General features: G+C 56.6%; 13 protein-coding genes and 2 pseudogenes. 7 read left to right on the forward strand and 8 right to left on the reverse strand.

The window, feature by feature from the left end:
* Nucleotides 1–10: 10 nt before the first annotated feature.
* From G9X64_RS32230 to traI, 4 genes are read right to left on the reverse strand one after another with little or no spacing between them, the layout of a single operon-like run.
* Nucleotides 11–310, reverse strand: coding sequence for a conjugal transfer protein TrbD (locus G9X64_RS32230; protein ID WP_064843799.1), 300 nt, complete (start codon nucleotides 308–310; stop codon nucleotides 11–13).
* Nucleotides 303–683, reverse strand: a complete 381-nt coding sequence (locus tag G9X64_RS32235) for a TrbC/VirB2 family protein (protein ID WP_064843801.1) — start codon at nucleotides 681–683, stop codon at nucleotides 303–305. Before G9X64_RS32235 ends, G9X64_RS32230 begins: the two co-directional genes overlap by 8 nt.
* A complete protein-coding gene (trbB, locus tag G9X64_RS32240; protein ID WP_064843803.1) occupies nucleotides 673–1,650 on the reverse strand; it encodes a P-type conjugative transfer ATPase TrbB in 978 nt (325 codons plus the stop codon). Before trbB ends, G9X64_RS32235 begins: the two co-directional genes overlap by 11 nt.
* 10 nt (nucleotides 1,651–1,660) lie before the next feature.
* Nucleotides 1,661–2,284, reverse strand: coding sequence for an acyl-homoserine-lactone synthase (gene traI / locus G9X64_RS32245; RefSeq protein ID WP_141399552.1), 624 nt, complete (start codon nucleotides 2,282–2,284; stop codon nucleotides 1,661–1,663).
* A gap of 375 nt (nucleotides 2,285–2,659) precedes the next feature.
* Between traI and repA the strand changes: the two genes are divergently transcribed.
* From repA to G9X64_RS32265, 4 genes and pseudogenes are all read left to right on the forward strand, one after another.
* Nucleotides 2,660–3,883: a plasmid partitioning protein RepA gene (gene repA / locus G9X64_RS32250; protein WP_064843953.1), complete on the forward strand. Its 1,224-nt coding sequence runs from the start codon at nucleotides 2,660–2,662 to the stop codon at nucleotides 3,881–3,883.
* Entirely contained in the window at nucleotides 3,880–4,917 is a 1,038-nt protein-coding gene (gene repB / locus G9X64_RS32255; protein WP_064843806.1) for a plasmid partitioning protein RepB, read from the forward strand. Before repA ends, repB begins: the two co-directional genes overlap by 4 nt.
* Before the next feature lie 185 nt (nucleotides 4,918–5,102).
* Nucleotides 5,103–6,317: a plasmid replication protein RepC gene (gene repC / locus G9X64_RS32260; RefSeq protein ID WP_064843808.1), complete on the forward strand. Its 1,215-nt coding sequence runs from the start codon at nucleotides 5,103–5,105 to the stop codon at nucleotides 6,315–6,317.
* Between the two features lie 64 nt (nucleotides 6,318–6,381).
* Nucleotides 6,382–7,327, forward strand: a pseudogene (locus tag G9X64_RS32265) (IS481 family transposase).
* Nucleotides 7,328–7,677: 350 nt separating this feature from the next.
* On the opposite strand, the gene G9X64_RS32270 reads toward G9X64_RS32265, so the two are convergent.
* A complete protein-coding gene (locus G9X64_RS32270) occupies nucleotides 7,678–9,675 on the reverse strand; it encodes a PDDEXK family nuclease (protein WP_141098791.1) in 1,998 nt (665 codons plus the stop codon).
* Between the two features lie 394 nt (nucleotides 9,676–10,069).
* Here G9X64_RS32270 and G9X64_RS32275 point away from each other — a divergent pair, with 394 nt between their 5' ends.
* Nucleotides 10,070–11,926 (forward strand): PDDEXK family nuclease, encoded by a 1,857-nt coding sequence (locus G9X64_RS32275; protein ID WP_064843629.1) that lies wholly within the window; start codon nucleotides 10,070–10,072, stop codon nucleotides 11,924–11,926.
* Between the two features lie 185 nt (nucleotides 11,927–12,111).
* Here the strand turns inward: G9X64_RS32275 and G9X64_RS32280 are convergent, their stop codons facing one another.
* Nucleotides 12,112–13,263: a site-specific integrase gene (locus G9X64_RS32280; protein ID WP_376766415.1), complete on the reverse strand. Its 1,152-nt coding sequence runs from the start codon at nucleotides 13,261–13,263 to the stop codon at nucleotides 12,112–12,114.
* A gap of 204 nt (nucleotides 13,264–13,467) precedes the next feature.
* Here G9X64_RS32280 and G9X64_RS32285 point away from each other — a divergent pair.
* Nucleotides 13,468–14,526 (forward strand): annotated as a pseudogene (locus G9X64_RS32285) (RHE_PE00001 family protein).
* 52 nt (nucleotides 14,527–14,578) lie between these two features.
* Here the strand turns inward: G9X64_RS32285 and G9X64_RS32290 are convergent.
* Together G9X64_RS32290 and G9X64_RS32295 are read right to left on the reverse strand one after the other, a co-directional pair.
* Nucleotides 14,579–15,304 (reverse strand): hypothetical protein, encoded by a 726-nt coding sequence (locus G9X64_RS32290; protein WP_096772333.1) that lies wholly within the window; start codon nucleotides 15,302–15,304, stop codon nucleotides 14,579–14,581.
* 227 nt (nucleotides 15,305–15,531) lie between these two features.
* Nucleotides 15,532–15,828: a hypothetical protein gene (locus G9X64_RS32295; RefSeq protein ID WP_096772334.1), complete on the reverse strand. Its 297-nt coding sequence runs from the start codon at nucleotides 15,826–15,828 to the stop codon at nucleotides 15,532–15,534.
* Nucleotides 15,829–16,328: 500 nt separating this feature from the next.
* Between G9X64_RS32295 and G9X64_RS32300 the strand changes: the two genes are divergently transcribed.
* A complete protein-coding gene (locus tag G9X64_RS32300) occupies nucleotides 16,329–20,270 on the forward strand; it encodes a B12-binding domain-containing radical SAM protein (protein WP_096772335.1) in 3,942 nt (1,313 codons plus the stop codon).
* The last annotated feature ends 37 nt before the right edge of the window (nucleotides 20,271–20,307 follow it).

Below are 20,307 nucleotides of genomic sequence, written 5' to 3' on the forward strand. Positions count from 1 at the left end.
GGCCGCCTCCTCAATACCGCCGCCACGGCGAAGTGGTCGCCTTGTAGTAGGGCTTGTAGGAAATGTGCCTGATATAGACTTGCCGCGTCAGCGGGTCGGACTTCGCCATCATTCTGAGCAGCCCGACGATCACGACCCATACAGCGACGCCGAAGAGCGCCGAATAAACAGTGAGGACGACGAAGATCAGGATCACCGCTGCAAGACCCGTGATCAGCACCAACTCCCGGTCGGCGCCCATCAGTAGGTTCGGGCGCGAAAGCGCGCGGTGGATTCGGTTGCGCCGCAGGCCGGAAAGGGACTCAACCATGATCGCCCTCCCCTCCTCCGTTCGAAACAATTGTGATCTGATCGTCCGTCAGCCCGATCGAAGCGCCCGTCGCACCGAACAGGCCGACGATGTTGGTGGCGCCGAGCAGGATGCCGGCGACGAGAACGACGTACACAAGTCGCCGCGCGAAATCGTTGAGCTCGCCGCCGAAGATGAGCATGCCGCCGGCAATGGCCACGGCTGCAAGCGCGATCGCACCCGCGACCGGACCTGTGATCGACTCCTGGATCTGTTGCAGCGGCCCTTCCCATGGGAGGCTGCCGCCGGAGCTGGCAAGCGCCGGCGCGACCGAGGCAAGAACGATTGGCACCGCCCAGAGCGCGGCAACGATGAGAGCATGCTTACGCGACATGGCGCGCCTCCTGTTCTTCGGTGAGCTGATCGGATTCGATCTCGTACCGTCCGTTGATGAACCGCTCGACTTGGATGATGTCTCGAACAAGACGCCCACGCGGCGTCCGTTCGATCGAGATAACCAGGTCGACGGCCTCTCCGATCACCTCGGGCATCGGCTGCTGGCTTGCTTCGGCCGTCAGCTGTTCAAGGCGACGCAGCGCCGACATGGCAGTGTTGGAGTGAACGGTCGCCACGCCCCCGGGGTGGCCGGTGTTCCAGGCCTTGAGCAACGTCAGGGCCGCGCCGTCGCGGACTTCGCCAACGACGATCCGGTCGGGACGCAGCCGCATGGTGCTCTTCAAGAGCCGCGCCATATCGATCGTATCGCTGGTATGGAGGAGAACGGCGTTTTCGGCCGCGCATTGGATTTCCGCGGTGTCTTCAAGAATGACCAGGCGATCCTCCGGCGCAGATTTGACGATCGCGTCGATCACAGCGTTTGCAAGCGTCGTCTTGCCCGAACCGGTTCCTCCGGAAATGATAATGTTAAGCCTCGCGGAAATGGCGCTGCGGATCGTCGATGCCTGGTACTCGCTCATGACGCCGGTGCGGACATAATCTTCGAGCGGAATGAGGCGTGACGCGCGGCGCCGAATGGTAAAGGCAGGCTTGGCGACGATTGGGGGCAACAGACCCTCAAAGCGGTGGCCGCCGATCGGCAGCTCGCCGGAGATGATCGGCTGTTCCGTGTCCACTTCGGATTGAAGCGCATGCGCCACGGTCCCGATCACCATCTCCGCGGCGGCAGACGACATCTCGCCGGCGGGCGCAACGCCGTGACCGAGGCGTTCGATGAACAGCTTTCCGTCCGGATTGAGCATGATCTCGACAACATTCGCGTCGTCCAGCGCCACGCAGAGCTGATCGCCAAGCGCTTCTTGCAGTTTGCGGACAAGCCGCGGGTGGGAGCGAAGCTGGTTCACGGATTTCTCCTTAAGCTGCCTGGCTGAGAGGGGTGAGTTCAGAACGGTAATTGGAAGGGCGGAGGCTGAGGAACGTCGCCGCATTGGCGGGCAGGACCCCAGCCACGGCCATCGTCACGCCGATCTTCTTTGGCTCGCCCAAACGCTTGAGCGGCCATCCGACGCGAGCGAGGATCCGCTCGAACCGAATATCGGTTACCGTGACAATCTCGGTGTAGCCATTCGCCATGCACCATTCGATGATGCCCGCGAACATGGTCAGCGTGGCTTCGTGGACGAAGCCGTCCCCCCTCCCCTCCGCGAGAGCCGTGTCGACGCAGAAGCGAGAACTCTCGATCATCGCGGCATGACCGTTGAGTCGACCGTCGGGGAGAAGCGACGGAAAAACGTCGGCTACCATTGTCGGACCAAGCGTGGGAAGGAGCCTCACGCACCCCGCCAGTTGGCCCGTCTCTGCGATGGCGAGAACGTAGGTCGGCCGAAGCGCGTCAAAATCATCGGACCCACACCCCGCCGTCACGTTGACTTCCCAGCCCAGGCGATCGGAAAAGACCCGCGCACGTAGCTGATAGTGGATGTGAAGGAGGTGCGCCTCTAGGATCGTCCGAGGCGTTGAGATCGCGAGAATCTGCATGATTTTCTCCGTCGTTTGTTGGACGGCCGGAAATCAGCACAGATTGGAATCGAGGGGCAATTGTAGGATTCAACATGCGCGTTGCGAGGTGAGTCGCGGTTCAAGGGGGGTGTGGTGCTACAGAACCTCCGAATCTCCTTGTTGTTATGCTGTTCGGATTTGTAGGATTCACAGGAGAACAATCCGGGATCAAGGACTCGGTGATGTGAGCTAACTTACGGAGCAAAAAAGCAAAAACCCGAATAGCTTCATGCAGATTGTCCCCAGTCGTTAACGTTCTGTTAACCCTAAACTTCTGGACCGGTTCGGAGAATCGTGTTCTATCTTTGGCGGGCAGTGGCCGGTAAACCGGTAGAAAGCCGCCAAGAGGGACAGATGGCGATAGCAAACCGAGTAGAAACTGTTGTTGGCTCGAAGGAAGATGCCGGCAGCAAAATCATGCGCCATGCCGGGCTCTTGTCCGGGCAATTGCAGCAGCTCAGAACTCGTATGTATCCGCCAAAGTCAGAAAAGACTCTGCGTCCGTTTCTGACCAATGAAGTGTCGAAGCTGACGTCTATACCCGATTCGACCCTGAAGCTGATGTCGACCGAAGGACGTGGTCCGGTTCCCAGCAGGCTGGAGAATAACCATCGCGTCTACACGCTAGCCCAGATCAATGAACTGCGTGAATTGTTCGCGATGCAGAAACCTGCAGACGCCTTGCGATTCCTTCCTCGACGTCGTGCCGGCGAGCACCTCCAGGTTCTTGCGATAGCCAACTTCAAGGGCGGCAGCGCGAAAACGACAACCTGCGTCCACCTTGCCCACTATCTCGCCCTGCATGGGTATCGCGTCCTCGCGCTCGACCTAGACCCGCAGGCATCCTTGTCCGCTTTGTTCGGTGCTCAGCCCGAGGTTGACGTCGGCTCGAATGAAACGATCTATGCCGCTTTGCGTTACGACGATGCCGAACGTCGTCCAATCCGCGAGATAATTCGCAAGACATATTTCGATGGCATCGACCTCATTCCTGGCAATCTTGAAGTCATGGAGTATGAGCACGAAACGCCACGGATATTGGCGAACAAGTCCAGCTCCGGCGCGATCTTCTTTGAGCGACTGAAACTCGCCCTTTCGGAAGTCGAGGCGGACTACGACATCGTGATTCTCGACACTCCGCCGTCGCTCGGCTTTCTGACGTTGAGCGCGATATACGCCGCGACTAGCATGATCATCACGGTCCACCCGGCCATGCTGGACGTCGCGTCAATGAGCCAGTTTCTTCTCATGATGGGCGATCTGATTAGTGTTTTGAACGAGAGCGGCGCTCAGTTGGACCAGGACTTCATTCGGTATCTGGTCACACGGCACGACACAAATGACGCGCCACAGTCGCAAGTCGTTGCGATGCTTCGGCACCTGTTCGGCTCCGATGTACTATTGCCAACCGCCATTGAAAGCACCGCCGTTGAGGCAGCCGGCTTGGCGAAACGTTCAGTATACGAGCTCGAATTGGGGCAGATCGGGCGCGATACTCATAAGCGTGCCCGCGAGGCAGTAGATGCTGTGAACGAGGCGATTGTTCGCCTCGTCAATGACAGCTGGGGGCGGACATGAGTAAATCTCCTCGCAAGTCGATTGTCGCCAGCTTCGGTTTGCTTTCCGCGGAGTTGGAGAGTGATCAGGCTGCGGATCAACAGCAGCCGTCGCAGACCCCTGCCCCGGCTCCCGGCAATCGTGTCGGAGCAGGTGTGATCGGTGCTGCTCATCGAGCGATCGACGACATTCGAACCGAGCGAGATCGCTTGAAGGCTATCGTTGAGTCGGGCGGTGGTGCGGTTCGCGAGTTGGATCCGTCACTCATCGACCCCTCCCCTTATCCGGACAGGCTGCCGGACGATGACGGGGCGAGCTTCGAGGTGTTCAAGCGGTCGATCGAGACTGAGGGGCAAAAGGTTCCGGTCCAAGTCCGCAAACACCCCTCGTCGCCGGGTCGCTATCAGATCATCTACGGGCATCGACGCTGGCTCGCTGCCATGCAGCTTAAGAGGCCTGTTCGCGCGCTCGAAGTCGAGATTTCCGACCTCGACCTGGTTCTCGCACAAGGTATTGAAAACGCGGCGCGCCAAGACCTCACCTGGATCGAGCGCGCGCTATTTGCATCACGAATGGATGATGCGGGGATCAAGCCTCGGCACATATACGCCGCGCTTTCGATCGAAGACGCAGAACTGGCTCGGATGCGGAATGTCTACAGGGTCGTTCCGGCAGATATCATCGAGGCCATTGGGCGGGCTCCAAAGATCGGGCGGCCACGTTGGCTCGATCTTGCCAAGACGGTTGCGGGTGACGCGGGAACGCTCGACGCCTTACGGGCGGCGCTGGATAGAAAAGGCGATGCTGCAGAGACCTCCGATCAGAGGTTTCAGCGTGCATTGAACGCGATCAAGCCGGTATCGACGGGTCGTCGGGAGCCAATCCCGATTGAAGACAAAAGCGGAACGAAGCTCGGCACCCTGTCGATGTCCTCGAAAGAGGTTCGAATTTCGGCTGAGGGCACGCTTGGGATTGAATTTTTGAAGTTTGTTGAGGCGGAGCTCCCAGCGCTGACTGAGCGCTTTGCCCGCCTGCGAGAAAACGAGGAACCCTGACAGTTGTCAGGGTTCGGAAGAAAGGAAGCGCTGCAAAAGAAAAAGGCCCCCAAACGTTGCCGTCGTGGAAGCCTCTCTCAATGTGTGACAACTAGAGAATCGCATTTCCCCGAATCCCAGTCAAGAGTCTTTGGCACCGTAATTTTGGTGAGCGGGTTTCTTTTGCCTTTTTGAAGGTGAAAAAAATGCAGATTGGAAGTGTGACGACGCCCTTTGGGCGACGGCCGATGACGCTTGCCTTGGTGAAGCGGCAAATTGAGGCGAGTGAGATTAAGCCAGGCAAGACGGCGGACAAATGGAAGGTCTTTAGGGACGCCTCCGAAGCAAGGGAGTTGCTTGGGTTGCAGGATCGCAGCCTCGCCGTCCTCGACGCACTCTTGAGCTTTTATCCCGACAACGAATTGCGCCAAGATGCGCAGCTCATCGTTTTTCCGTCCAACGCCCAGTTGACACTTCGGGCGCACGGTATCGCTGGCGCCACGCTTCGCAGACATCTGGCTCTTCTCGTAGAGGCCGGACTGATCGTTCGCAAGGACAGCGCGAATGGGAAGCGCTATGCCCGGAAGGACAAGGCAGGTGAGATCGATAGCGCATTCGGCTTTGATCTGTCACCCTTGCTCATGCGGGTGGATGAGCTTGCAATGATGGCGCAACAAGTCGTTGCCGATCGTTTTGCCCTCCGTCGGGCGAAGGAAAATTTAACGATATGCAGGCGCGACGTTCGAAAGCTCATTTCTGCTGCGATCGAGGAAGGTGCGTCGGGCAACTGGGAAAGCATCGAAGCGATCTACACCGGTCTCGTGGGCAGGATTCCGCGCTCTCCGACGCTCAGTGATGTGAATTCAATCCTGGACGAGATGGAGCTTCTGCAGCAGGAGATCATCAACATCCTGGAAATGCATCAAAAAGATGAAAATGTTAGCACCAATGGTGACCATCATGAGCAGCACATACAGAATTCAAATACCGAATCTTGCTGTGAATTTGAACCTAGCTCTAGGAACGAGCAGGGCGCAAAGGCCGTGAACGATGGTCGGCCAAAGCGGGAGCCAGTCCGGAATTTTCCGCTTGGCATGGTGATGCGGGCTTGCCCCGAGATCTCGATGTATGGGCCGGGCGGTACGATCGACAGCTGGCGCGCAATGATGATTGCAGCGGTGGTCGCCCGATCGATGCTGGGCGTCAGCCCGTCGGCCTATCAAGAGGCATGCGACGTGATGGGGCCGGAAAACGCGGCGACGGCGATCGCTTGCATCCTCGAGCGGGCAGGGCACATCAACGCGCCAGGAGGATATCTCCGAGATTTAACACGCAAGGCGGCACGGGGCGAATTTTCGTTAGGGCCGGTTCTCATGGCGCTGCTAAGAGTTCACGGACAAGGCGAGCGCGCAGTGGGCTAGTTGTTTAGACCCGGCATTTGATGGTGCAATATTTTTCTTGGCATGGAGGGAAGCACTATGGGCCATAGTTCTACACGGGAGCGCCACGACGACAGAGGCAATCCGTCGAGCAATACAAAATAGTGAAGAAGAGCCTGAGAACGCTTTCGAAGCGATACGGGATCAACCAGAAAACCGTGGCGAAATGGAAGAAGCGGACATCGTTGGTCGATCTTCCTACAGGTCCGAAGGACCCGCACTCGACGACCCTTTCCCTCGAAGAAGAGGCCGTTATCGTCGCCTTCCGCCGGCATACGTTGCTACCGCTCGATGATTGCCTCTACGCTCTTCAGCCTACCATCTCACATCTGACGCGTTCGTCGTTGCACAGGTGTTTGCAGCGCCACGGCATTTCACGTCTGCCGGAGGTCGGAGGCGACAAGGAGCCGAAGAAGAAGTTCAAAAGTTATCCGATCGGCTACTTCCACATCGATATTGCCGAGGTGCAGACGGCTGAGGGCAAGCTCTATCTCTTTGTCGCAATTGACCGAACATCCAAGTTCGCGTTCGCAGAGCTCTACAACAAAGCCGACAAGATGAATGCCGCCCAGTTCTTGCGCAATCTGATCGCGGCAGTGCCCTACACCATTCACACCGTTTTGACCGACAATGGCATTCAGTTCACTAACCGAGCTTGTGATCGAAATGCCTTCCAGCACATCTTCGATTGGGTCTGCGACGATCACAGCATCGAGCATCGCCTGACAAAGGTGAAGCATCCCTGGACCAACGGACAGGTCGAGCGGATGAACCGAACGATCAAGGAGGCGACCGTCAAGCGCTTCCACTACGACGATCATGCGCAATTAAAAAAACATCTCGCCGACTTTATCGACGCCTACAATTTCGGGCGCCGGCTCAAGACGCTAAAGGGCCTCACGCCTTACGAGTTCATATGCAAACGATGGACTTTGGAGCCAGATCGATTCATCATCGATCCCATCCATCAAATGCCGGGACTAAACACCTAAGGCCCCCACAGACAAAACCCTGACAGCTGTCAGGGTTTTGGTTAGCGCATTTCGCCCGCTCCTATTGAAGGCAAAGATCCGCGATGCGTGATGGGCTGATACACATGCAGGCCTTCACCGATATGGCAACGGTTCGGAGAAATCGTGAGCGTCGCATTGCAGTCATTTGCTGCGTGGTTCACCTACGAACTTCTGGCGTTACGGGTCGGCGACCCCTTATGAAGCGCTCGTCGCAAAAGCCGAGAAAGGGTCAGGGTCACGGACGTATGATTTACTCCGATACGGCACTCTCGAGGTGGGGGTTCGTGTGAATGAACCAGCGAAAGGACTGGAGCGATACACCGGGATGGTTAGACTAGCTGTTGCATTCGCAAGTAGTGGTATTCCTTGAGTACGCTTCCCGTTGCGAAACTCGCCGGTCGGGAAAGGACGCGGGCGAGTTTCGCGACATCGTTCTGTTCGACTAGGAGCGCAGCCAATTGCCCAATAGAGAGCGATGCCGTAGGGAGTGAGCGAATCCAAATCTGCCTCGATACGTCATCATTCAGATTATTAGCGATGGCCAGGGTCTTTCGCAGCTTTTCGAGCGTTTCGTTTGCCTTCTTCACTCTCTTCTTGGCCGAAGGATCTTTCGCCACCAGCTCGCTATCTGTTAGAGCAGCAGAAAGCTGTGCGAAGACAAATCGATCTTGCAGGGTTCCATAGTCGAAAAGGGTCATGGAAAGACGAATGATCTTCCTGGCGCGGTGCTCCAGAACGAAACCGTCCTCGAAAACAATCCGGCCATGGCTCTCAAGCATGGATTGATGCTGGAGGGCTTGCGCTTGTGAGGCAACGATGCCCTCAAGATAAAGAAGTATCGCGTCGGCTGCGTTGCCCGACATGGCGGTGCGCGTAATGGGTTTGGCTTTGCACTCGATAAATATGATCGTATTGTCATCCTCGAGAACCAGATCGCACTCTCCATCGGCACCGGCCATCTGGTACGATTTAGCTTCTATCGTCGGATGGACATCTCGAAACTTCAGGATTGCGCCGGTGGTTCGCTCGAGGCCCTCACCCGTCAATGCGCCAATTTCATCTTTTGTGAGCACTTTGCGAAGGCCAGCAGCGACGGCCTCGTAGCAGGCAGGGCCAAATGCCGATCGAGTCGGGATAAACACGTCCGCGGTCGAACCTGCCCTGCAGAAAGGCTTGAACATGAGATCTGCTTCGGGTGCTGAGAAGGGAGATACGTAGTTGTTGTTCGGGGTTGGAGCTTGATGCGTCAGGTCACGAAGCAACGCAGACACCGTTTCTGCAGGAAGAACGGACTCCAATGCGCTCTCAGTTAAAACGCCAGGACTGGTTGCTACCTCTCTTATCAGGGCCTCTGATGCGGTTGCTGCGTCCTCCACTCCCCATCCCAACTGACCGCGCAGCCTTGAATCCTGATCGGTGCCAAAGAAGCTACGGAGAAATATGGGAGTAATGAACGGCGTCCATTGCTGCAGCGAAAATAGGTGATCATGCAGCGTCGCGTCAGCGAGCCACTGGTCGATATCCCTAGTCGACACGCTCAACGCCCAAAACTGGCCGTAGCTCTCTATGCCGGTCAGGGCTACAAGATCGCGGGCCAGCGCCACAGCCTGATGCAGGACATCATTATGGTCAGCTACGATGGACGTCAAACCTTCCACGCGGGCCGTCAGCTGCCAGAGAAATCCGAAGGGCACGGAGGATTCTCTTGGGTGCTGTTTTGGATTGCGTGAGTATAGGACTTGGTCGAACTCATAATCATAAAGGCGCCTTGCTAAGCCTTCCAAGAAGGAAAAAGCTTTTGTCCGGCCAACGCTTGTCAATCGCGCAAGGATCTGCTGTGTGACGGTCAGGAAACCGTCCGAATTGCGGTCAATGCCCGTCTCGTCGAGCGAGAAACTGTGGCCGCCATCACGCAAGCGTTGCAGGGCAGCGACCATGTTTTCCGTCTTTGAATCGGGCGTTCTGAAGTTGTTTAAGGCTAACAACCGCCTACCTACATCAAGCGCAATGTGCCATCGTTCGTGGCTTGGTTTGATAAGACCTTGTGAGACAGGAAAGCGCTGCGCGATCTTTTCCAACACGAAGAGCAGCGCGCCGTCTCTCCCCGTGAGGGCGTTTGACAATGCTGCGTAGCGGATAAGCTTTCGCAGGTCGGCCACTGAAAAGGGGCTTCCGTCGTCCAAAAGAACTTTTGCTAGCATTGCGTTAAGTTGCTCCTCCTCGTCACGAAACGCGACGGCAGGTGGAGGAAGCTCGGTTCTTCCTGGATTGTCCCATGCCGCTTCAAGGTAGAGGACAAAATCTCGGAAATTATTGGATTCGGACATCGGGCAACCCTATCAAAGTTTATGTAGCCGAAATTCTATTACCCTACTCCTAATTGCAAGGCGTCTTAGCTGCGGCCGATTACGTGCCTCGAATAATAGGCAATCTGCATTCAGGCAGCTGCCCACTGCCGGCCAGCGTGATTGAAATAGCTTGAGGCTTGCAGCACTTGTCGATGCAGCGTCTCCTCGATCGCCTACGGGAGGAGGAAAAGCCACGATTGGCGGCACCGTGATCATCCGGCCCGCAATCCATTAGGGGAAAACTCCCCGCGATCCAGGCTAGCGGTTTCCACCCGCGGCTTGATCGTCGTTTGGCATTTTGGGCTGGAGTTTGCTGTATCGTAACAATTGTCCCGATATGAATCGGCATTTAGCGGTTTCGCGAGAGTCGATCATGTCTGGTGTGAATGAGGATCAAATCAGGGATTATTTGATCGACAATTTGGATCTGGTGGAACCAAACCTGAAATTTCTAGGTAAGGAACACCACCTCAGGAACCCAAATGGCTCAGACGGATTCCTCGATATATTCGCGGTCGCACCGGGAGGTGAGTATGTAATCATTGAGATCAAACGGACGCGAAGTGCATCGCGCGATGCAGTGCATGAACTGATCAAATATGCCGCACTTCTTCGACACAAGCTTCTAGTCAAGGAGCGGGAATACCGCTTTATCCTTCTATCTGTGGACTGGGTGGATCTGCATGTCCCGTTTTCCGAGTGGATGCGGAACTGCCCCTATGACGTTTCGGCTGGACGAATTGTGCTGGGGCAAAATAAACTTCCGGCTCGCATCGAAAAGGTTGTTTCGAATCCGCGTGTTCTCAATCGTCGCATTGCTCGAAGGCACTACATGTGGCGGTTTGGGTCTCAACCGGACATCGACCGAGCCATAAAGCTCATCGCAAAGCACATGAACACCAGCGGTGTCGAAGATTTCATTCTGATTTTTTCCAAAATACCCGCCGATGACATGCACTACCTATACTTTGCTCAGCAACAAAACTCGAAGGAGTTCTATCTGAACGATCTCGAGAGACGACTTTCGCGAGCGGCGTTTCGAGAAGTCAAGGATGACGTAGAGGGTCACGTCCTCCAAATCGATCAAGAGGCTGTCGCAGCTGATAGGATGTACGAACCTGGTTTCGAACTTGTCCATTCGAGATTGAGATCGATCAGCTCTACGATCTCGTACCCGGAGCGGGCAGGCGAATGGTTCACGCCTGATCGTATTAGCGAGGCCGAGATCAGGCGTTACGGCAGGTTCATCGATGTATCGATGACTGACGCGGAGCTGATCAAAGAACTCGTTGTAACGGATTCGTTCAATGATCTCGATATTGTTGCCACGACCGAATCGAATGCACAGATGGGAGAGCTGGCCGCATCTGTGAAGCGTGCGCTTCAATTTAACAACGAGTGGCATGCGACCCTGCGTGAGCTCTTCGAATACGCGAGTGCAGGTGGACCGGCGGTGATACGCCTTCAAATCTACAGCAATGACGATATTCTCCGCGTTCTGGCAGCGGAGTACTACGAGGCTAGCCTCTACACCCCTGCACTCCAATGTGAGATCGAGTTTGTGACCCGCCGCGAGGTGTTCCAGGGCTTCCTGGAATGGGATGGAGCACCGGTAGACGTTCGATCCGTCATACGTCGTCACTTCGGAGATCACGCGCGCGACTATGCTTCGGAGAAATTTTGGGGCTCGCACCGACCACGGAACATGGATGTCATGTCGGATCTTGGCCTGCGCTATTCGATCGGAAAGACCTCCGAAAGAAGTTTCCATCGCGTTCGCCTGCAAGGCAAAGAAATGGTCGTACAATCAGCAAAGGAAGGGCTTCCGGATTTTGTCACATATGCCCAGGAGGCCGTCGCCGAATTGGCGCAGTTTTTTGATGAGACCGACACCGGGTTTGAAAACGCCATCGCAGGTTACCACTATCAGAAAATAGTTCAGGCTGAGGCCTTTCTCAAACAGGTCATATCGGCCACTCGCGCGACAAAAACGGACAAGTTTTGGCTTGGTCAACTACCAGCCGGGTGTGACTACTGTGGTCGCCCATTTGCACACCTAAGGTATATGGCTGACGGATCATTCAAAAGAGAACCTTCTGGCAACTGGTGTGCGGCTTGTTTGGTGGACAAAACCCGCTCAAGCGGCGGGTTTACCGGCGAGATTTACTTCGCAACGAGCAAGGGCTGGCAGTTGGTAGAGACTGACCAGTTTTCGGCCGTCATCGCGTAACTCAGCCCCGGGTTGGAATCATAGACTGTTGGTCTGGACGCGCAACGACTCAAGTCACGCATAGTCAAGACGAGGCGGCTAAACTCGGTCGACCAACGCTGCCTCTTCGCATAATCCGGCTTAGGCCTTGGAGGCAGCAGAATGAACTTCTTAAACCCGTCCAAGCCCGTCGGACGGATGTTTCGTCATCCCATTATGCGAGTCGCCCGCCCACTTCGCCGCGTCGCGTTGTTGTAGTAGCTGGACGCTTGCTGAAGCGACCGGTGCCTCGACTGCTCCATCGCCTCGGGTAACGGGATGCCGCGGTTGGCTGCTTCCGTCAGATACCCCGACCGTAATCCATGCGCCGAAAACTCCCCCACCTCCAATCGGGCCATTTCGACGCGCAACTTGACGATATCATTGACCGCCTTCGGATCGAGCGCCCGGCGAGACACATTGCCCCAGCGATCGATCGCCCGGAACACACTGCCGCCGTCGATCTTGGCGGCGGCCAGCCAGGCATGCAGCGCCTCCACCGGCCGGCCGGTCAGATAGACGACCTCGTCCTGGCCGGCGCCGGAATTTTTGGTGCGGCCGAGGTGGATGGAGAGCGAGGGGAGGGGGCTTCCATCCTCGACAGTCACCGGCGGCTCGATCGTTAGCTGTTCTTTCCGCAGGCCGGCCACCTCGCTGCGCCGGCGGCCGCCGGAGCCGAAGGCGACCATCAGTATGGCCCGGTCGCGCAGATCGCGCAGGCTGTCGCCGCTGCAGGTCGCCAGCAGTTTGGCCAAAACATCGCCGGTGACCGCCTTGGCGCTCTTGCGGCGGCGCGTCCGGGGGACGGCGCGCACGGCGAGACGAATGGCGGATTTCAAAGTCGGGGAGGCGAAGGCGCCGTCGAGGCCGCGCCACTTGGTCAGCGTCGACCAGTTGGCGAGCCGTCGTCCGACGGTCGCCGGCGCATGCGGCCCGGCCGACCGGAGAAAGCCCCCGTCTCGCAAGGACTGGTCCACCTCGGGCGGCATGCCGTGCTGGGGATCGCTTTCGCGCCGCGTCGGATCCCAGAGATGATGGGCGACGAACTTCAGCAGCAGCGCTTCCGGTGCCGGCCAGGGCAGCGGACTTTCGGTCGCCGCTAAGCACCAGGCCTCGAGGTAAGCGAAATCGGACGTCAGCGCCCGAAGCGTGTTGGCACCCATGCCTTCGTTGACCAGATGTTTGAGCGTCTCGACGTCCTGGTCGGACAGGATTTCGGCGAGTTTGTCGCGCCGGTCGATCGGCAGCACCGCGGCAATGGTGTCGAGGGTTTCGGCCCGCCGGGCGATCGCGTCTGGTGCCGTGTTCGCAGCAAGAATGTCCAAAATGCCTCCTGAGGCGCGAAAACCGGGTGTCAGCACGGCCGCATTGGCCCTCCATTGATACCGTTTTCGCTGATTTGCGGCGTTATAGCAATCACTTCCGATAAGCAGTACTTATCGGAAGTGAGGCGTCGTCTCAACGATGTCGACCAGTGACGGATGCTAACTCCGCAATAGCGTCCGTTTAACAAATCATTTACCATGAATTCAATGCGTTATGATTTGTCCAAAATCCTCATGACCAGCCTTCAGCGACCGGTTGCTGACGCGACCTGTTGGTGCGGCTCGACGAGCGCATCGCCCGTTCACCGGTCGGGCAAGGCTGGATCGAACGATCGCACTATACCGACGCCTGCGCCTCGCTGTGGATCGATGGTGAACTCGTCCACTTGGAAGACCTCGTCCTCCATGACGCCACCCGCGATATTCGCACACCCACCCATGAGCTGACCATCGCCCGCGACGTGCTGCGCACCCGCCGGCGGGTTGCCGGCCAATCTCCTGATTGGGCGCTCTCTGCCGACGGCATCCGCTCGCTGCGCCAGGCGTGGCCTGGACCATCTTTGGGTGGCGGTGGCGAGGTTGAAAGGGAAGCCGACGTGGAGCCTGCTCCGGTTCGGGAAGGGGAGGGGGACGATGCCGACGGTGGCGAAAAAGCCGGGCCGAGCCGAGATCCGCGAACGCAATGCGTTGGTCTATGATCTCGACTGGGACGAGGATGCCCGGCTCGACGAATGGCGCGGGGTGCTCCGCCAGGCCGAACACCTGCCGGTGGTGCTGCAGGCGATTGTCGCCCTCGATGCCTGGAACGAGTTTTCCGTCCTTCAGCACGCGCCCTGGCTCGGCCGGCTGTTTTGCGCCTCAATCCTGCGCCAGGCCGGCATCACCACCGGCGCCCATCTGGCCGCCATTAACCTCGGCCTCAAAACCATTCCCGTCGATCGGCGCCGCCATCGCGACCGGGAAACTCGAATGCTCGCCATCGCGCGAGGTCTTTTGGCGGCGGCCGAGATCGGCATGAAAGAGCATGACCGGCTGGTGCTGGCGAAGACTATGATGGACCGAAAGCTGGACGGGCGCCGGACGTCTTCAAAGCTGCCGGAGCTGGTCGAGCTCGTCATGGCAAAGCCGCTCGTGTCGGCCGGGATGGTGGCGAAGACGCTCGACGTCACGCCGCAGGCGGCGCGGCGGATTGTTTTGGAGCTGGGCTTGCGTGAGATGACGGGCAGGGGGAGGTTTCGAGCGTGGGGGATTTCGTAGCGAAGTGGCTAAACGAAATAACCTCCACATTGAGCCGATGAATCGAATCAACTCAGTTGATCCTGATGGTAGCGTAGGACAGGGATGACAAGTCTACTTTCAGCTCGTCCGTGAAATGCATCTCATATGCATTCGCATCGTATCCCACGAACCGCACGCCTCTTGCCCGTAAGCTTCGAAACACGCGGCAAACTGCCGATATGAAGAGAGGTATAACGTTGAAATAGAGCTGTTTGTCAGGGTAGCCCTCTCGCCGTGCCTTCGAGAAAAATTCGCTGAAGCTGAGGTCAGCTTTCAATTGTCCCAGAAGCTTGCTTCTGTTCAAAGCACTCATTTTGCCTTCTAGAGCAGGTGAATTTTGACTGGGGTCGAGGCGAAACAGGAAATCTTCGGCCTTGTAGAGTTGGCGTCCGACATGTGCCTCGCCTACCAAGGTGTGGCTCGCGATCAAAAATTCGGCGCCGCTGAACCGATGGGGGCCTCCATCCTGCGCCATCGTATTGTTCCAGCTGGAGAACAGTTCGTGATCTCTGTGATGGATCGCATTTCTAAGCATTAAAATAAGCGCGGTGTCGGCATGATCAAAATAATTGAAAACCGCTCGATCTACGTCATAAACGCTGTGAAAAGCTTCTAGCTTCGCCTCGAATGCGCGATCGAGATTATCGATGGCTTCCTCTAGGTCTACTTTTTTTAGCTCGTTGAACCTGGCATTCGCTTCTGCGTAGATACGCATTGAATTGGCAAGCTTAGCGACGGCACGTTCAGTAATCTTCATCTTTGCTTCTGTGTTCATAGGCGGTCAGCTTGGGGAAAGGCAGCCCAGGCGCTCGACAGGCAATCGATCGCCTGCTCAGTATCCGAGTACGCACAACTATACCATCTGTACAGACACGGATGCAAAGGGCCAGGATTCAAAATGAAAAAGGAGTACAACCCACCCCTCGTGTTGGAGTTCGTGTGATGCCTTTGATACAAACGCCGGTTCTCAGAATTAGACCATTGCTAGCCCGTCGAAGGGTAAAGCGGGCTTCCGCCATTTTGCTTTTCAAGAAAGTCGAAACAACTGGCAGCGTCGGGATCGCTCATATCGATCCCGTATTCTTCTCCAAAGATCGCCAGAAAGAAGAACAGCCTCTTGTCTTCCGTGTAGACGAAGTCGAATTCGTGAAGGACCTCGTAGACATCGGAGTTCTCACGGAACAGTGCGTCATGCGCGTAGAGCCGGCGGCGGGAGTAACCCCACGTCGACGGTTGTTCACCGATCCTCACATACCGCCGGACGGGATCGAGCGCTTCCATCCCTAGAAGTTCCTGCCGCCACGGCCACCTCGCCAAAGACATCGATGCCCTGATGCCATGGCCTATGACGCCCGCATCAAAGCCTCACAATGAGCTCGTCAGATACTATTCGGTGAGCTCACATCCAGCCCTCAGCCAGCACTACCCAGTAGCGGAAACTGAAAAATCAATGGGGCGTGGACGGCGCATACGGCGCAGCGCACGTCTTGGTGCTCAGCAGGATTGGCACTGCCGCATGTCCGACACTACGTGCAGCACCTCCTCGATCCACTCCGCCGCGCCTTCGGAAAACCACATGAAGCTAAATTCCGTCGATGCACTCGAGCGCAGAAAAAAGGCAGGCCCTAATCAACCCGAGGACAAATACTCACAATTTCCGCGATGCGCCGGTTCTTCTTCTGGCCTAAACTCGCTTGCCAAATGGATTTTCGCACGAGTCAGGTTGTGGTAGTCACGATCGAAAGCGAATCCGATGATTGTTCAGGTGCCGGCGGTAAACGATGAGTTATTCTGCATTTTTTCTCGCCACGCACTGGGGACGCGCACACGGCGGTATCAACGTCTTCAATCAGGACCTTGCCAAGGCGGTAGCCGCGGAGCTGGGCTCGACCGGGTTGTGCCACTGTCTCGTGATGGGGCCGAGGGCAAGCTCGGTCGAGGATCAGGTTATTGTCGAAACAGGAGAGGAACTCGGGTGCCCGGAGGCCATCGCGAACCGTATCCACGCGGCACTTGCGGCTTCTAATAACTTACAGAACGACGTCATTGTAGTCGGACATGACGTGCATACAGGTTTCCTGGCAATCGATACCGTTGGCTATCTGAGGGGGCTTAAGCTTCCGACGGTCCGATCTGCTGTAATCAAGCATATGCATTACAAGCAGTACGACCTACAGAAAGGGCTTTCCCTCGAAGAGCGAGGGGAGAAGGAAGCTCGGCAGACTGAATTGGCTGATCGTGCGGACCTCGTCCTGGCGGTTGGGCCACTTCTCGCTGAGAGCTCTTATGGCGCAACTGGCAAAAAGCGCGTAAGCATGCTCATCCCCGGTGTGCCGCCGTTAGAGCCCGCCATGGAAAATAACGAACCGGCTTGGCAGATCTTTATGAGCGGCCGTCTCGGCCAGCAGGACGACCGGGTTAAGAACGCGCAGCTAGCAATTTCTGCGGTTGCCATTGCTTATCGAAAGGCGAAAGAGGTCCATCAGGGCAGGGATAGCCGTTTTCTAAATCGAGGTTGCTTGACGTTGTTCGGAGCTGGTCCCGAAGCAGCCGAGCCGGCAAACCTCTCTGAGTATGGCGAGCACATCTCACTCGATCCGGTTTCGTACACAGCTGATGCGGGACGTCTATTTAAGACACTCGCGAATTCTCATTTCGCCTTGATGCCATCTTGGCACGAGGGCTTTGGGCTTTCCGGTTGGGAAGCTCTCAGTCTCGGCGTACCACTGATCTGTTCCAGCCATTCCGGCCTCTTCCAGTTCTTGAAGGCCAACGTTTGGGGCGGAAATGTCGGTGTTAGCAGCGAGGGGGTGGTTGAAATTTCCCTCACGGGCGAAAAGGCCGTCGATGCTGAGACCATGAGCAAAGCTATCCTTGGCCTCACTGGGAACTATAGCCGACGCAAGCATGGTGCCATGGAACTCGCATCGTTCTTGAGAGCGCACTATACATGGTCAGCCTGCGCGAAAGCATTCGCGAGCGCGTGCGATTGGCCACTTGCGACATCAGTCGCATGGCAGGAAAGACAGGCAGTCGCCAAGATCACCCTGCAGGATCCTGAAACTGAAGACGGGCTCATACGCCAAGCGGAGGAAATCGTCGCGAACGGCTTGGTCTATGCCGAGTGGGAGCGCGTTTGTACCGCCCTCAACATACTTAGTGCGCGAGGAAAGATCGAACACGGAGTAGTCGGGCTTGAAGCTCTTGCATATCTCGACCAATTGTCGCTGACGCTTGATACAATGCTGGAAAGTCAACGGGGAGTGACCTTCTCCCTGCGCAGCTCGGGGGAACTGGATGTCATCTGGCGCTTCCTGGCGGCCGCGTCAAGCGTGTCGGGATCGATCAACGATTTTATCAATCTCGTAAGGCCTAATGTTTGGCGGCAGATTTGCAGCGATGGTTTCCTGCTACGGGAATTCTTTTTCTACCTCTGCAGATTTGACAACGACTTCCAGTCCCACGACTATGAGGTGACCACAAAAATCGAGGAGGTCATTCGACGGGGACTGGCGGATGGCGATTTTCAGACACGGCTTGCCCGGTTGGGCCTTAAGCATTCAGTTTTGCTAGACGTGTTGAGACAGAGCGATTACTACAGCCAGTTGCCTAGGTTCGCCGCCGTAATAACTGCCTTTCAGGCTCAGCAGCTGGATTTTGCAGAAGTCGAACCTGAGCACTTTGCTACGTTCCTGTGGCTAGCAAGCGAAAGCGCCCTTCAAGGGATATACTCCCCTGACTTCACGCTGGACTTCATCAGGGAGGCGCTCGGAACCGGTTCAATTCCTAGACGTTGGCGAGGCGATAAGCGCTTCCCGGTGGCGGCAATGCTGAGTGCCCTGCCGGTCGACAAAGCGCTTCGCGTGCTTGGGGCATTCTCAACCGATGAAGACGAGACTATTCGCTGGGCGTGCGTCGATGTAGCGTTCTCGCGCTCGTTTCGCTCGCGTGTCGAGGCTACGTATAAGAGCCGACCGTTCATAGCCGGTACGAACCTGACAACGCGTCTGGGCGAAATTATTGACTCCGCTGTACGCTACGATGGATCTCATCCGTGGCTTCAGCGCGAGTTCATTAGGCTCTATCACGAGGAGGTTAAGCAAGGTTGGCGCGGCGGCTTCACGCCTTTCACTTTGAATGACTTTCCGAGGTCGCGTGAGCTGCTGGGCGCGAGTTTTTATCGGACGACGGACAAAGCTCGACCGAAGCTGCACCCGGAAGTCGAAGATGTTCGAAAAGCCGCAGCTGCAGATGTGAGGCGAATCTTGCTCGTGCTACCGCCGATCGAGATCGCAGGTAGCGCCGAACGAAAAAATGCATCTCGCACCACCACGCCCCCGTTGGGCCTCGGTCTCATTGCGAGCGCGCTCAGTCGTGCCGGACATTTTGTCGAGATTGCCGACTGTCATCGCTTTCCATCACTGACCAAAGAGTTAGCGGATCGAGCGGGCGAGTTCGATTGGGTAGGGTTCAATGTTGTTTTGAGCACCGTAAAGTCCACTCAGCAAATCGTTGCCGACATCAAGGCTCGATCCCCCGATGTCATGATTGCCATAGGCGGACCGGCAGCAAATCTTGGCGTCTGGCAAACTTCGGTTTCAGGAGCAGGCCAAGCTGACTGGGATTTCATTGTCAGGGGAAATGCGGAGCAGAATTTCGTCGATCTGGTGGCTCTGACGGGTAGTGCAGGCGCGTGGCCGGAAATCGCCGACGTAATCGCAAATCCAAAGAATCAACGACTCTTAGACACCCACTGCGAGAAATGGCACTTTTATCCTAAAGCAATCGAGAACGCTTTGCCGGACGCCTGGGAACCGATTGCGATGCTCGACAGGCGCGTCTTCCGAGGTCCAGATGGCGCTTACGAGCCAGCGCCCACCCGCAAGAAGAATCGCACCTATAAAGAAGCGCACGTCGTCATGTCGCGAGGCTGCGAATGGAAGTGTACTTTTTGCACCGAACGCAGGAATCTAAGCGGGGGCGAAAGAAGGCGCTCCACCGGATCTGTACTGAGTGAACTGATGGCGTTGGCACAAGAGCATCAAGACCTGCGTATCCAGTTCATCGACGACAATCTTCTGCCCCAGATCGCCGCTCGACCTCCTGACAGTGAGCTTGCCGTGTTGCACGATCTCAAATGGGCAAAGGACTTCCTGGCGGGTCTTGTCGACGTTCGTGAAGGCGCGCCCTGCGGCTTTGGTTGGCGGGGCATCTTCCGCTTTGAGGATTTCATCGAATATGAGAAGCAGGTTCCCGACTTTATCGGCCAACTTGTTAGATCGGGCTGTAGCATGTTGGCCTTCGGGATCGAACATGGCAATGAGACGCAGCGGAAAAAGCTGAAAGCAAACAAGACTTCGACGGCACTCAGTAATGACGACATATGTGCATTGATTCTACGCCTCAAAGCCGCAGGAATTAAGACTAAAGGGTACTTCATCCTCGGTGGGCAACATGACAGCGCCGAGAGCGCCAACGAAACAATTGCGTTCGCTCTGCGGTCAGGTGTCAGCCTCGCTTATTTTGCGATCTACAAGGATTTTGTTGACGCGGCTTCGAAGCTCCGAAGCAGTCCCTTGACTGATCGTAGAGAAGTGGAAGCCTACCTCAGCTACAAGCAGCTCTCGCAAGATCTCGATGGTATTTTCTTACCTGCTGAGAACTCCCGCGACCCATCTCCTGCTGAAATGTCCGACAGCAGTGACCTTGCCCCGTTGAAATAATCCATTTTGAAGTAAGCTCTGGCCCATTGAGAGGACC

This window comes from Rhizobium sophorae (genome assembly GCF_013087515.1).
Classification (GTDB): Bacteria; Pseudomonadota; Alphaproteobacteria; order Rhizobiales; family Rhizobiaceae; genus Rhizobium; species Rhizobium sophorae.

Bases quoted from the DNA above. Each gene is read 5' to 3' on its own strand.
- G9X64_RS32230 (WP_064843799.1), bottom strand. From the start codon at position 310: ATGGTTGAGTCCCTTTCCGGCCTGCGGCGCAACCGAATCCACCGCGCG.
- G9X64_RS32235 (WP_064843801.1), bottom strand. From the start codon at position 683: ATGTCGCGTAAGCATGCTCTCATCGTTGCCGCGCTCTGGGCGGTGCCA.
- traI (WP_141399552.1), bottom strand. From the start codon at position 2,284: ATGCAGATTCTCGCGATCTCAACGCCTCGGACGATCCTAGAGGCGCAC.
- repA (WP_064843953.1), top strand. From the start codon at position 2,660: ATGGCGATAGCAAACCGAGTAGAAACTGTTGTTGGCTCGAAGGAAGAT.
- repB (WP_064843806.1), top strand. From the start codon at position 3,880: ATGAGTAAATCTCCTCGCAAGTCGATTGTCGCCAGCTTCGGTTTGCTT.
- repC (WP_064843808.1), top strand. From the start codon at position 5,103: ATGCAGATTGGAAGTGTGACGACGCCCTTTGGGCGACGGCCGATGACG.
- G9X64_RS32270 (WP_141098791.1), bottom strand. From the start codon at position 9,675: ATGTCCGAATCCAATAATTTCCGAGATTTTGTCCTCTACCTTGAAGCG.
- G9X64_RS32275 (WP_064843629.1), top strand. From the start codon at position 10,070: ATGTCTGGTGTGAATGAGGATCAAATCAGGGATTATTTGATCGACAAT.
- G9X64_RS32290 (WP_096772333.1), bottom strand. From the start codon at position 15,304: ATGAAGATTACTGAACGTGCCGTCGCTAAGCTTGCCAATTCAATGCGT.
- G9X64_RS32295 (WP_096772334.1), bottom strand. From the start codon at position 15,828: ATGGAAGCGCTCGATCCCGTCCGGCGGTATGTGAGGATCGGTGAACAA.
- G9X64_RS32300 (WP_096772335.1), top strand. From the start codon at position 16,329: ATGAGTTATTCTGCATTTTTTCTCGCCACGCACTGGGGACGCGCACAC.